Raw genomic sequence first — 13,650 nt, forward strand, 5'->3', positions numbered from 1 at the left:
TGTTTGATGCCTATTTTTTATCCAACAGATCGACCTTTAGCTGATTTTAAATGCAATACCTTTGCTATTATTGCCCGTTGTCCTCAGACCAAACGTTTTGGTGCAGCTGCGGCTTCTAAATTTCCCGGTGTTGGTGCATTCTCTCCTTGTGTTGATCCTGAATATGGGGTGGTAGCTACCCAAGGATGGATGAATCCAGCACTCGGACCTCGTGGTATAGAATTGTTACGACAAGGACTTACTGCTAATAAAGTATTAGATGATCTGCTGATGGAAGATCCCGGTCGAGATTTGAGACAGGTGGCTGTAATCGATCGTTTTGGTCATTGTGCTGCTTTTACAGGTAGTGAAAATGATGATGTTAAAGGACATGTGATTGGGGATCAATTTTGCCTATCAGGCAATTTACTTGCAAATGAAGACGTATTGCCTGCTATGGAGCGAGCTTTTGAACAAAGTGCAGATCTGGAACTAGCAGAACGTCTACTTGCTGCGCTCAAAGCAGGTTCAGATGCAGGTGGAGATCGTCGTGGCAAACAAGCATCAGTACTCAAAGTCGCCGCTACACCCGGTTTTCCTTATGTCGATTTCCGTGTCGATGATCATCCCGAACCTATTCTTGAATTAGAACGAATTTATTATAGTAATCGATCTGTATTAATTGAACAATACTACGACTGGGTGGACACCGTGATGAAAGGTATTCCACTCGAAAAGAAAGGTTGAGTCGATGAGTTATTTTCCGGAAAATGATCCTTCTTTAACGACAACATCTCTGTTAAACACATCTTCTATCCTGATTACCAATGCAAACCTGTTAACGATGGAAGGGGTAACGATAGAGCAAGGCTGGATTCATATCGTAGATGGTAAAATTGTAGGCTTAGGCGATACTACCGAATGGGAAACGTATAAGTCACAACTAAGCAATATATCCAATACTCGAATTATTGATGCACAGAATCGCCTAGTCTCTCCCGGCTTGATCGATCCTCATACCCATATCGGTATAGATGAAGAAGGTATCGGGTGGGAAGGTGCTGATTACAATGAGACATCTGAAGCGGTAACTCCTCATTTGCGTGCGTTAGATGGAATTAATCCTTATGATGAAGGCTTTGTAGATGCTGCTAGAACAGGTGTGACTACGGTTCAAGTCTTACCGGGTAGTGCTAATGTGATTGGAGGCTTAATGTGTTGTCTCAAAGTTCTTCCAGGATCAACCGTAGAGCAGATGGTTGTCCTGCATCCGTCAGGTCTCAAAATGGCATTGGGCGAAAATCCTAAAAAATATCATGGAGTAGCTAGTGGTAGAGCGCCATTGACTCGCATGGGGATAGCTGGTATCATTCGTGAACAATTAGTACAGGCTCAACATTATGTAGCACAGCAACAATCTATAGAGGTAGAACAATCGAGACCATCACCTCCACGCAACTTGCGTATGGAAGCTTTGGGTCTAGCTTTAGAAAAGAAAATTCCTGTTCGTTTTCATGCACATCGTGCAGATGATATCGCGACAGCACTACGATTAGGACATGAATTTGACTTGGATATTACCATTGAGCATACAACCGATGGGATTAAGATTGCCAAAGAATTAGCGTCATCAGGTCGATATTGCAGTGTAGGTCCTACCTTATCTTCACGTAGTAAAGTGGAACTGCGTAACCTTTCTTGGGAAACGTATCCTGCTCTGTATCAAGCAGGGGTGCCGATATCAATCACAACCGATCATCCTGTATTACCTATTCAATATTTGCCAACATCAGCCAAAATGGCTATTCAAGCAGGATTGCCACTAGATGCCGCATGGGAAGCGTTAACGATTCAAGCGGCTCGTCATTTGCATCTAGCCGATTCTACAGGCTCACTAAAAGTAGGCAAAGATGCAGACATCGTGATCTGGAATACGCATCCGCTTACCGATTCAGGTGAAGTGGCTCTGACGATGGCAGGCGGACAAATAACATTTGAGCAGTCTGAACCGCAACTATAAATAGACAAAAAGTACACATCACTTATAGTACAAAATGTTAGCAAAAAATGAACTTAAAGGAGGCGTAACCGATGGAGCATCCCCCGATTCATTCTCTTATGCGCTTCATGAAGACGATTATGTCTCCGGTTCATGAAGAACAAATGCTTCAACTGATTTTGCAGACAGCGATGGATAGTATCCCAGCCGCAGAAGCAGGGTTTTTATTTTTGTATGATCCATTAATCAATAAGTTGATTATTCAAGCTACAGTAGGCTATCTTCCAGCAGTGATGACGATGACTCGATTGTCTTCAGGTGAAGGGATATCAGGCAAGGTTTTTGCAGAACGTATGCCTATTCGGATCAACAATCCTCTGGATCTACAAAGTGCTATGGATAATATGAGTGCTTTTAATTACAAATACTATGTAGAATCATCGACTCAAGGGGAAATACCTTGTTGCTGTATTGCAGTGCCTTTATTATCTGATGGTCGTTGTATAGGAGTAGTGACGCTTGATAATTTTACCGATGCACAAGCATTGACTGAACATGATCTGGAATCTCTACAAATCTATTGTGATCTTGCAACGATGGCGATTGAGCATCATCGTTTATTTCGACAGGTTCAAGAGCAGAATCATGAGCTGTTTTTGACTCATGATGCGCTACGCCAAGAGCATGAGCGATTACAAGTGACAATGGACTTCCATAATCAGATTAATAACTTGGCAGCAAAAGGGTACGGAACCCCTGAAATTCTGTCTGCTCTATATCGTAATGTCAAAATGCCGATTGCTGTATTCGATCTGCTACTCACACCTATAGGTTATTTACCTGCTGAAGTCAAACCTCATTTACCCGATCAATTTCTACAACATCCTGCGATGCAGTGGGTGCAACGCAGTAAAAAGTGGCAACGAATTGTACTCGAAGAAGACGCTACTCAATCTATTATTGTAACTCCGATTGTAGGTACCGATCGATTGCTTGGTTATTTGTGTGCATGGACAGGAAATCAAGAATTTATGAGTACGAACAAAATGATTTTTGAATACAGTGCCACGGTGCTTGCCTTAGATTGGGTGAAAAAAGAAGCTGTTCAACAATCACAAATGCGTGCTAAAGATGCTTTTTTCGAAAGTATTTTATCCGGTGATATGAATATGTCTTTACAAGAACAAGCGCGTGTACTCGGATTTGAACAGGAAGATCATTATGCAGTGATGTTGATGCAACCGCTACAAGGGAGTGCACGACATTCATTTGAATCTATTATGAGTCAGCTACATATCCATTATTTATTGGTTGAACGGCATCATCATACGATTATTATTGTGAATATTGCGGGGAATCTGAACAAAGAAGAACGTCAAAGTCAATTTCAATTGTTATTACGTGAGCTGCGCCGAGATCGTCAATTATCATTAGGTATCGGTAGATTGTATCAAGGATTAGATAAAGTAAGTCGATCCTACAAAGATGCTGAACAATGTATGCAGTTATTGCTCAAAGAAGGCAATCAACAGCGCTTAATCTATTTTGGTGATCTAGGAGTGATTCGCTTTTTTATGCAACAATCGCGTGAAGAATTAGAAGAATATTTGAATGATGTACTAGAACCAATTATTCAGTATGATCAGCAAAAAAAAGCCAATCTAATGATCACTTTAGTCTCCTTTGTTAAATATGACCGCAATCTCAAAAATACAACTCAATCGTTACGTATTCATCACAATACTTTATATTATCGACTCGGACGGATACAAGAATTGTTAGGTTACTCTTTTGATCATGGAGATGAATGGTTCAATGTCCGCATGGCATGTCAGATTTATTTGTATTTATATGAAGATTAACCAAAATACAGGAGAAAATAAGAAATAAACACGAAACTTTATCCTAAAAGAGATAAAGTTTTTTTGATTTGTTAACGCAGTGTAAAAATTTCAAAAAAAGCTAATACATAATATGACAAAATTCGATAATAATAATAGGTCTTAGTAACTAAGAGGATTATATAACAATATAGCGGAGGCAGACACATCATGACAGTCAGAACCAGATTAATTGTAACTATTAGTTTATTAATTTTTACTATTTTAGGAAGCGGAATATTATCTTTTGTTACCATTTCTAATACGATTGAACAAAGTGCATTATTACAATCCAAAATGGAAATGCAAAAAAATATGAAACAGATCGATTTTAGATTAGCAGGGCTTTCTAATGATGAACGTGGTTATTTACTTACAGGTGATCAAGAATACGTACCCGAAATGCAGAAAAAAATCACCGAAATTAATAGCATTTTACAATTGTTGCAACAATCAACAGCCGGTGCACCTTATCAATCTTCTTTACAAGAGATTAGTACGACATTTGCCAAAGTTACCGAGTTAAATGGAAATGTAGTCAAATTGCAAGGTGAAAATCCAACAGCTGCTAGTCAATATCATTTTGGGGAAGAACGAACACTACGCAAAACAGCTTTAACACCAGCAGTCAGTGAAGTGATTACGAACCTTAATCAAGAAGTAGCTCAATTACAAGCACAAAATGAAAAACAAGCGCATCTCAGCAAAACGATTATTTTGGCAGCAGTAATCATTTCTTCGGTAGTGGGTATTCTTTTAGGTATTCTTTTACTACGTGCTATCCTCAAACCTTTACGTCTGCTAAATCGCCAAATGTTAGAAATTGCTCAAGGCGAAGCTGATTTGACTCAAAAAATTATATTGAAGCAAAAAGACGAATTTGGAACATTAGCATCGAACTTTAACTTATTTGTATCTACATTACATTCTATCGTCAGTCAGATCGGTGTATCGTCTGATATGGTTGCAGCTTCAGCAGAAGAATTTTCAGCAAGTGCAGAGCAATCCAAGGCTACTTCTCAGCAAGTCGCTGAATCTATGCAAGTGATCGCTGATCAGACAGGTGGACAAGCCAAACAATTGAGATATCAATCGGCTTCTTTGCAAGATTCATTCCATAAATTATCTGAGATTTCTTCGAACACTGCTCAAATGGCAGATTTCTCTCAATTAATGAAGCAACAATCTGAAAAAGGAGCAGATTCGATTGAACGTGTAGGCGAGCAAATGATATCGATTCAAAGTTCAGTATCTCGCGCAGATCAAAGTGTAGGTGTACTGGCAGGACATGCGACTAAGATTGATACAGTAACTACATTAATCAATGAAATTTCGTCTCAAACTAATCTTCTAGCATTAAATGCTTCTATAGAAGCTGCTCGTTCGGGAGAACATGGACGTGGATTCGCAGTGGTAGCAGAAGAGGTTAGAAAGCTGGCTGAACAATCAGCAAATGCAGGTAGACAGATCAAAGAATTGGTTAGTCATATTCAGTTAGAAACACAATCGACAATGTCAGCTATTCAAACGGTTCAAACAGATGTTGCAACAGGTAATCAGATGACCAGAGAAACAGTACAGCAATTCCATGATATTTTGAATGCAGTGGAAGAAATTTCATCCAAAACGGAAAATATCGCGAATAATGCTTCACAAGTTAATGATTCTTTTGCAGATTCTGCGGATACAATGCAGACGATGACTAAAGGAACACAAGAAATATCAGACAGCACGCAGGAAATCGCTGCGGCAACAGAAGAGCAATTAGCTTCGAGCGAAGAAGTTCTACATTCTGCTGTAGCTTTAACGTCACTTGCAGAAGATTTACAAGCATTAGTCACTCGTTTCAAAATCTAATCTATATCGCAAAGATCTATAGCCTAAAGAAAAAAGCACATTCCTACATGATGTAGGATGTGCTTTTTTTTTGTTGGTAAAGGTATATTGAGAATTATTTTATGTTGAGAAGATATTAGGCACTTTCACGTCAGGTTCTAGATCTGCTTCGTAATCCACATGATCTGTCTCAAAGCCGAACAGTTGGAAGAATTCACGACGATAGCCTTCCAGATCAGTCAATTCATAAATATTTTCAGACGTTAAGTTGTCCCAAATTTCAGCAACTTCAGCTTGCACATCTTCGCGCAACTCCCAGTCATCGATACGAATACGGTTTTTCTCATCCACAGGAGCAGGACCATCTGTATACAAACGGTCTGCAAAAAGACGGTACATTTGCTCGATACAGCCTTCGTGAATCCCTTTTTCTTTCATAACTTTATACAATGCTGAGATATATAAAGGAACAACAGGGATCGCTGAGCTGGATTGAGTTACTAATCCTTTACTTACAGATACAAAAGCACGTCCGCCTGTAGCACTTAATTGATCGTTCATTTCTTGTGCTGTACGTTCCAAATGATCTTTTGCTTGTCCGATCGAACCTTGACGATAGATCGCTTGCGTAATATCTGAACCAATATAAGAATAAGCAACTGTTGTTACATCTTCAGTCAAGACACCTGCTTCATTCAATTGATCCATCCATAATTTCCAATCTTCGCCGCCCATTACTTTTACCGTATCTTGTACTTCTTGTTCAGAAGCCGGTTCGATCGTAATTGGAGTGACTTCACCATTGTGGAAGTTAACTGTTTTGTTGGTATATTCAGCGCCGATAGGTTTGAGCACAGAGCTGAATGTTTCACCTGTTTCTGGATCGGTACGACGTGGAGCTGCTACGCTATAGATCACAGTATCGACTTGACCCAATTCTTTACGGATCGCTTCAATCGTCTGAGCTTTGATCTCATTAGTAAAAGCATCACCAATTACACTGCAAGATTTCAATCCTGCTTTTTGTGCTTCTTGTTCAAAAGCCGCCGAATTATACCAGCCCGCAGAAGCGGTACGCCCTTTAACTGAACCTCCATCGCGATAAACACCGATTGTATTAGCACCTGCACCGAATGCCGCTACGATACGAGAAGCTAGTCCATAACCCGTAGAAGCACCGATAACAAGTACATTGCGTGGGCCACTGATTTTAGGTTGAGATTGTACATATTCAATTTGTTCTTGAACTTGACGTGCACAACCGACAGGGTGAGCTGTCGTGCAGATAAAGCCACGTGTTCTAGGTTTAATAATCATAGGAAGGATTCCTCGCTTTCACTTTTTACATCATCTTTCGTATTGTAGCATTTTTTGCGAAAGTGTACACGATAAGGCTAGTTGAGGCATATAGAATCAGTAAATTACAAAGTTCAATTATCGTCCTAAAATGGACATAAAATAATGCTAAATAGCTGTTTAAAATTTAGATAGGTTGGTTAATAAATAACATCAAAGAATAATTGCACAAAATATAATAAAATATTTTTAAATAGTATTGCAATATTCTTTAATTAATGTTATTATTAATTCATAAGGTTACTAAGAGAAAATTAGTTACCAAAAAACAGCTAACATCACAAAGGAGAAATTAACCATGAATACCAAATTTCAAAAAGTTTTATTGTCAACTACTTTAGCACTAGGTCTTGGAGCAGTAGCAGTTGTAGCACCAATCGGAGCTAACCAAGTATCTGCAGCTTCTAACGATCAAAGCAACCACGAGAAAAACAAAGACAAAGCAGAACAACGTGCTAACAACCAAGCTTATGTAGATTCTGTAAGTGCACAAATTAACTCTATGTTCGGAACTGCTAACGAAACAACTGAACCTACTACACCAACAGACAACACAACAACTGAGCCTACAAAAACAACTGAACCAGTAGCAAACAACAAAATCACTGTAATTCTTCCACAAGGTGCTAGCCTTACTGAAATCGCTGCTCAATATGGTGTAACTGTAGACGAATTGGTTGCTGCCAACAACCTTCTACCTGCTGGATACCAATTGACTATTCCTCAAAAATAAGAATTTAGACATTATCGATCAACTGCCATCTGATCGGCCAAAATATTATCTACCCATAAGTATCTGCCAAATGCTTATGGCGTAGTTTATATATAAAAAGCTGACGTTCCCCCGAGCGTTGGCTTTTTTTGTTGTTTTCAAAAAGGTAAGATGATCGTTAACTGTTAGATTATTCATTGTGCTACGAGACCTATTCGCTTTTAATAATAAAGAAAGCGGAGGGAATATTATGATTCATATATATAAAAGTAGAGGAAGAATAGAGATTCAGATGGATGCTTATTTGATTGGTATAGACGATGTGGTTATACTGATCAGTGGAGGAGATCGCCCTCATTTGGGCACAATAACGACAGGCACCAAAGATCAACCGTTGCAAACGATTCAATTTCAGCAACATCAAGAATTTTATATCACAGAGGAAATCGCTATGAACTTACGGAAACATTGGCGTGGGAATTTTGCGATCTGTGGAGGAATTCATATTGATCAGATCAATCGTGAAGAAATTAACCAACTTATCGAAATGGTGGTAGAGATGGGGAATGAATTGATATTGAAGTTGCAGAAGTAGTAATAGATATAGTGAGAGTAAACATTAGAATTAGCCATGTAACTAATTTAAATAAAGAATACATATACAAAAAGAACGAGATGATACATCAACGAATAGAATGTCAATCGTTAACATAATCATCTCGTTTATTTATAAATCAAATCATTTCTTGCTTATTTAGTTAATGAAGAAGTAGTTAAAGGTACGAATAATTTAGAGTCATTATCAGCATCAGTGATTTCAACAAAAATAGCTTTGGTATTAGAAACATCTACATCAGCGCTAACCATACCATTATCAGGATTAACAGATATCGTTTTGAGTGTGGTATTGTCTTGATTCATAATAACTATTTTTTGATTACCACTAAGTGAAGCTAGTTCTAGATGCAATGTAGAATATTTATTATCAGTCATGATCTGAAAGCTTTTACTTTGATTATTTACACCAGTGTATAGAAAAATATCTTTGTAATCTTTGTCTTTATAAACAGTATTGCTTGGATCTTTGGTGTGCCAGTCAGAGGTACCTAATACTTTGGTTCCTAGCGTGCTGAGTGATTGAGATTTATTTTCGATAGGGGTTGTAGAAGATCCTGTGTTACCTGAATCGCCAATGATAACAGAAGAAGAAGATTTGTCGTAAGTGATTGAAGTTCCCATTAGATTTCCAACTGCACGTACAGGTAAGTAGGTTGTTCCGTTGTACGTAATAGGGAGTACCGCTTGACCATTTGCATCTTTAGCCGTAACCGTAGTTCCATTCATTTTAAGAGAAATTGTACTGTTCAAATAAGCTTTAATCGGTTCTAATCCTGTAGCTGCGAGAGCACCTGTCCCTATTCCAAATGTTAACGTAGCCGCCAAAATACCCAAACCAACTTTTTTGTTCATTAAATATCCCTCCTGAGTAATAAAGTAATAAACACTATTATAAATAAACGATTAACAACTGATTGTCAAGTGTTTGGTATGTATTGATATGTCTTTTTTAATATGTATAATGTAGATCATAAAAGATCAAAAAAGACAGTCCAAAGTAAAATACCTCTGTACTGTCTGTTTATATAATGCTGTATATTAAGAATGATCTGTAGGATCTTTTTCTTTCAATCCTTGACCTAGCCCTTTCATAAATCGCATTCCAAATCGAAGCGCTCGATTGATATCAGGATCTTTCAAAGCTTTCATTAATGAGAATACACCTAGTTTGGTGTTATCTTCTTTACCTGCTTCTTCTAATCCTTTGGTCACACTATTCATTAATTGAGTTGTTTGTGCAGGATCAACCGCAGTTAAGGCACCCGCTGCCGCCATACCATTATTGATCAGATTAGTGATTTCTTTACGAGAAACTTGTCCCAAAGCAATCTCTGCAATATGCGCTTTCGCTTTGAGCATCGATTCCGCTGCTTCCAAAATCCCACTATCATTTAACTCCCGTAATATCGACATCGATCGTGCTAACGCCGCATTAGATTCTGCTAATTCCTTTTTCAATTCATCAATCGTCTGCTGCTGTTGCTCTTCATCAGTAAGCACCCGCTTACGAATCGTAGTAATCGGAGTCGCCATACATACATTCTCCTTTCGCCCATATCCATCTAGTAAGATATACCAACTTACAAACATATAAATTCATCATCAATACTCAAAAAACATCATATAAAAAAGGAAATAAAACCTAACAAGTAAAAATGAAAAACACATAAAAGTAAGAAATAAATCCATATAAAACAATGTATTCAACTCTCTAAAGAATTAAATTCTTTAAAAAGGTTCTATTCTTTACCACTGCTCCACAATCCCTAAGTTGCACCAGCGAAGGGAGTGAAATTGTTCTGAAAGAGCGAAGCGCTCGCCTTTGTAACGAAATCCCTACCGCCAAGCGGTAAATCAAGGGATTCCGTTACACCAGCGACGACAAGAACAATCTCACTCACAAGCGCAGGTAACTCCTCCCCCTCTACATATCAACTAAAGAGACATAATCATCACGATTCCATTTACGTTGTACTTCAACACCATTTTGCGGATGGCGTTTTTTGTTACGAGGATTGAATGAAGGTAATGGATTAACACCTTTGACATTCAAAATCATCATCCGTACTTTGGTCTGTTTGTAAGCGGGTGTATGCGTACGTACATCAACCGCTGAACCAGTTAAAAGATTAACGGCTGTCTCATGACTGGTAGAGTGCATAGGTACATAAATTTCTTTGCCACGTACACGGTCGGTGACAACAGCTCTTAATTTAATAGCACCATACGGAGATTCAAGACGAACCAGTGTACCGTCTTCAACACCACGTTCTGTGGCTAGTTCAGGAGACACTTCGACAAACACTTCAGGTAATTTGCGATTGATCCCTTTAGACTTGTTCGTCATATTGCCTTCATGGAAATGTTCAAGTAGTCGTCCATTGTTCAACACGAGATCGAACTCAGCAGGGAACTCTACAGCAGGTACATATTGCACTAGAGAGAAACGAGCTTTTTTATCCGGAAAATGGAACCCATCTGTATAAAGTAAAGGTGTGCTTTCACCCGTACTCGAACCCCATAAGAAGCTTCCCCAACCTTCTAACACCTCATAATTACAACCGGAGAAGAAAGGCGTTAAGCTTGCCATTTCATCAAAAATTTGAGAAGGATGAGTGTACCCCCAATCAAATCCCAAGTGTTTAGCAAGTTGAGTTGTTATCCACCAGTCAGGCTTAGAATCGCCCAAAGGTTCAAGGACTTGATACAAACGTTGCACACGACGCTCCGTATTGGAGAAAGTACCATCTTTTTCCAGAGATGGAGCCGCAGGTAAGACTACATCTGCAAACTGAGCGGTTTTGGATAAAAAGACATCTTGAACAACGAAAAATTCAAGTTGAGCTAACATTTCATGAACATGATTCACATTGGAATCAACCCATGCCATATCTTCACCGACAAGATACATCGCTTTAAGTTCTCCACGAGCGATATCATCGACCATTGCGATATTATCTTTACCCGGCGCTGGAGAGATCGAGACCCCATAAGCTTTTTCAAATTTAGCACGTGCTTCATCATTAGAAACGTGCTGATATCCTGGTAACCAAGGTGGTAAAGTACCCATATCACAAGCACCTTGTACATTGTTATGACCACGAAGTGGATAAGCACCTGCACCTGGACGCATATAGTTACCTGTTGCTAATAACAGATTGGAAATAGCCGCAGACGTATGAGATCCAGCGATATTTTGTGTAACTCCCATACCCCAACAGATTACAGTTCCATCCGCATCCCGAATCATTTCAGCAATTCGAATTAATTCAGCTTGTGCGATTCCAGTAATTTCTTCTGCATAAGCAAGCGTATAAGGCTCAGAAGCTTTGAGGTATTCATCAAATTGATTCACATGTTGGTGGATAAAGTCAGCAGCATGCCAGCCTTGCTCTACCATATAGTTCATAATCGCTGTAATCCAGACAAAGTCTGTTCCTTGTTGCGGACGAATAAATAAGTCTGCCCGTTCAGCCATTTCATGTTTACGTAGATCAGCCACAACTAATTGTTGACCATGTAATTTGTGTGCACGCTTGATACGAGTCGCTAGAACAGGATGACCTTCAGCTGGAGAACAACCGATCAGAATCACAAGACCAGCAGCGGCGATATCTTTGATCGTACCTGCATCGCCACCAATCCCTACTGTAGACATCAGACCATCTGAAGCAGGGGATTGGCAATAACGAGAACAGTTATCGACATTGTTGGTTTCAAATACTTGACGAGCTAATTTTTGGATCACATAGTTTTCTTCATTGGTGATTTTGGAAGAGGAGATAAAGCCTAATTTATCACTGCCATGTTCTTTGCGAATCGCTGTCATTTTTTCAGCAACAAGCGTTAATGCTTCATCCCAGCTCGCTTCTACAAATTCACCATTACGACGAATCAGTGGAGTCGTTAAGCGTTGGTCACTGTTGACAAAGTCCCAACCAAATTTACCTTTTACACAGGTAGAGATAGCATTCACCGGTGCATCGTGAGAAGGCTGAACTTTAAGAATCTCACGACCTTTCGTCCATACTTCAAATGAACAACCGACTCCGCAGAATGTACAGACTGTTTTGGTTTTGCGAGTCCGTGTATCACGCATAGCTGCTTCGATTTCTGAAATAGCAAAAATACCGCTGTATCCTGGTTCTACATCTTTGATTAGATCAATCATCGGATTAAGCATTTCTTCGCCAATACCGGACATAAATCCCGCTTCGCCTAGCATCGATTTCTCCATCAAAGCATTACATGGACAGATGGTGACACATTGTCCGCAACTGACACAGGAAGATTCGTTAATAGAAACGCCTTCATCCCACATCACGTATGGACGTTCGGCTTCCCAATTGATTGATAACGTCTCATTGACTTGCAAGTTCTGACATACCTCTACACATTGCCCACAAGCGATACACTGATTGGGATCATAGCGATAGAACGGATGAGACATATCGACTTCGGTTGCAGGGACTTTCGGTTGGAAAGGATATTTCTGATGTTCGATACCCATTTCTTCAACTGTATTATGAAGTTTGCAATTACCGTTATTGTTATCACAAACAGTACAATACAACATATGATTTTCCAGTAAACGATCCATACCTTCTGTTTGAGCCGCTTTGGCAGAAATAGAATTGGTCTGCACATTCATACCTTCTGTGATCGTTGTTGAACAAGCACGTGCTAATTGACCGTCAATTTCAACAATACAGGTATCACAAGTCTGAATCGGATCGACTTCAGGAACATAACAGATTTGTGGATGCTGAATTTGAGCTAGATTAATAACATTCAGTACGCTTAATCCTTGCCCGGCTTCATAGGTTTCGCCATTGATCGTAATTTTGATTGGTTGTTGTTCGCTCATGCAGATACCCCTTTATTTAACAGTTGTATTTCTAGATGTACGCATTTGGCACTATAAATGCGACTTCTTCTAGTGAAATCAAAAATGATTTTTGTGAAACAAAATATCTTCCTTCTCAGGTTTTGCAAAATGTGGCACATCAAATAGAGCATAATATAAAGATTTTCGGATTTGTGTAGTATCATATTTATACTTTATTATCCTTAATATGTATTATTAACTAATAGATGCAGATTAAGGATAAAATAAAAAGAGCATAAAAAAACTCCACCTTAAAATCACTACCCCTTTGCAGGTAGCACTTTTAAAGTGGAGTAATCGTTTAGCAATGACATACTAACTGACCAATCCGATTATATTATGACAAAAATGTGAATACTCTAAATTATACTCTTCTTTTGTG

General features: G+C 39.0%; 10 protein-coding genes. 6 read left to right on the forward strand and 4 right to left on the reverse strand.

Annotated features, from left to right (window positions below; translation table 11 throughout):
• Positions 1-6: 6 nt before the first annotated feature.
• From PaeCFBP13512_RS12400 to PaeCFBP13512_RS12415, 4 genes are all read left to right on the forward strand, one after another.
• Positions 7-726: a DUF1028 domain-containing protein gene (locus PaeCFBP13512_RS12400; protein WP_137223397.1), complete on the forward strand. Its 720-nt coding sequence runs from the start codon at positions 7-9 to the stop codon at positions 724-726.
• Positions 727-730: 4 nt separating this feature from the next.
• Complete coding sequence (locus PaeCFBP13512_RS12405; protein ID WP_137223399.1) at positions 731-1,999, forward strand: amidohydrolase; 1,269 nt, start codon at positions 731-733, stop codon at positions 1,997-1,999.
• Between the two features lie 71 nt (positions 2,000-2,070).
• Positions 2,071-3,840, forward strand: a complete 1,770-nt coding sequence (locus PaeCFBP13512_RS12410) for a helix-turn-helix domain-containing protein (RefSeq protein ID WP_137223401.1) — start codon at positions 2,071-2,073, stop codon at positions 3,838-3,840.
• A gap of 189 nt (positions 3,841-4,029) precedes the next feature.
• The gene (locus PaeCFBP13512_RS12415; protein ID WP_069330017.1) at positions 4,030-5,715 is read left to right on the forward strand and encodes a methyl-accepting chemotaxis protein; all 1,686 of its coding nucleotides are present in this window, start codon (positions 4,030-4,032) and stop codon (positions 5,713-5,715) included.
• A 99-nt stretch (positions 5,716-5,814) separates the two neighbouring features.
• On the opposite strand, the gene fabV is transcribed toward PaeCFBP13512_RS12415, so the two are convergent.
• Positions 5,815-7,011 (reverse strand): enoyl-ACP reductase FabV, encoded by a 1,197-nt coding sequence (gene fabV, locus PaeCFBP13512_RS12420; RefSeq protein WP_137223403.1) that lies wholly within the window; start codon positions 7,009-7,011, stop codon positions 5,815-5,817.
• 337 nt (positions 7,012-7,348) lie between these two features.
• Here fabV and PaeCFBP13512_RS12425 point away from each other — a divergent pair, with 337 nt between their 5' ends.
• Together PaeCFBP13512_RS12425 and PaeCFBP13512_RS12430 are read left to right on the forward strand one after the other, a co-directional pair.
• Positions 7,349-7,783 carry a LysM peptidoglycan-binding domain-containing protein gene (locus tag PaeCFBP13512_RS12425; RefSeq protein ID WP_137223405.1) on the forward strand — a complete coding sequence of 145 codons (435 nt, stop codon included), beginning with the start codon at positions 7,349-7,351 and terminating at the stop codon, positions 7,781-7,783.
• A gap of 229 nt (positions 7,784-8,012) precedes the next feature.
• Positions 8,013-8,357 carry a hypothetical protein gene (locus PaeCFBP13512_RS12430; protein WP_137223407.1) on the forward strand — a complete coding sequence of 115 codons (345 nt, stop codon included), beginning with the start codon at positions 8,013-8,015 and terminating at the stop codon, positions 8,355-8,357.
• A gap of 155 nt (positions 8,358-8,512) precedes the next feature.
• Here PaeCFBP13512_RS12430 and PaeCFBP13512_RS12435 read toward each other — a convergent pair whose 3' ends face one another.
• The 3 genes from PaeCFBP13512_RS12435 to fdhF all read right to left on the reverse strand — a co-directional run bounded on the left by PaeCFBP13512_RS12435 (position 8,513) and on the right by fdhF (position 13,247).
• Entirely contained in the window at positions 8,513-9,232 is a 720-nt protein-coding gene (locus PaeCFBP13512_RS12435) for a stalk domain-containing protein (RefSeq protein ID WP_069330013.1), read from the reverse strand.
• A gap of 186 nt (positions 9,233-9,418) precedes the next feature.
• Positions 9,419-9,913, reverse strand: coding sequence for a DUF1641 domain-containing protein (locus tag PaeCFBP13512_RS12440; protein ID WP_137223409.1), 495 nt, complete (start codon positions 9,911-9,913; stop codon positions 9,419-9,421).
• A 391-nt stretch (positions 9,914-10,304) separates the two neighbouring features.
• On the reverse strand, positions 10,305-13,247 hold the full coding sequence (fdhF, locus tag PaeCFBP13512_RS12445) for a formate dehydrogenase subunit alpha (protein ID WP_137223411.1): 2,943 nt from the start codon (positions 13,245-13,247) through the stop codon (positions 10,305-10,307).
• Positions 13,248-13,650 lie beyond the last annotated feature (403 nt).

The sequence above is a fragment of the Paenibacillus sp. CFBP13512 genome (assembly GCF_005233705.1).
GTDB lineage: Bacteria > Bacillota > Bacilli > Paenibacillales > Paenibacillaceae > Saccharibacillus > Saccharibacillus nuruki.

Bases quoted from the DNA above. Each gene is read 5' to 3' on its own strand.
- PaeCFBP13512_RS12400 (WP_137223397.1), top strand. From the start codon at position 7: ATGCCTATTTTTTATCCAACAGATCGACCTTTAGCTGATTTTAAATGC.
- PaeCFBP13512_RS12405 (WP_137223399.1), top strand. From the start codon at position 731: ATGAGTTATTTTCCGGAAAATGATCCTTCTTTAACGACAACATCTCTG.
- PaeCFBP13512_RS12410 (WP_137223401.1), top strand. From the start codon at position 2,071: ATGGAGCATCCCCCGATTCATTCTCTTATGCGCTTCATGAAGACGATT.
- PaeCFBP13512_RS12415 (WP_069330017.1), top strand. From the start codon at position 4,030: ATGACAGTCAGAACCAGATTAATTGTAACTATTAGTTTATTAATTTTT.
- fabV (WP_137223403.1), bottom strand. From the start codon at position 7,011: ATGATTATTAAACCTAGAACACGTGGCTTTATCTGCACGACAGCTCAC.
- PaeCFBP13512_RS12425 (WP_137223405.1), top strand. From the start codon at position 7,349: ATGAATACCAAATTTCAAAAAGTTTTATTGTCAACTACTTTAGCACTA.
- PaeCFBP13512_RS12430 (WP_137223407.1), top strand. From the start codon at position 8,013: ATGATTCATATATATAAAAGTAGAGGAAGAATAGAGATTCAGATGGAT.
- PaeCFBP13512_RS12435 (WP_069330013.1), bottom strand. From the start codon at position 9,232: ATGAACAAAAAAGTTGGTTTGGGTATTTTGGCGGCTACGTTAACATTT.
- PaeCFBP13512_RS12440 (WP_137223409.1), bottom strand. From the start codon at position 9,913: ATGGCGACTCCGATTACTACGATTCGTAAGCGGGTGCTTACTGATGAA.
- fdhF (WP_137223411.1), bottom strand. From the start codon at position 13,247: ATGAGCGAACAACAACCAATCAAAATTACGATCAATGGCGAAACCTAT.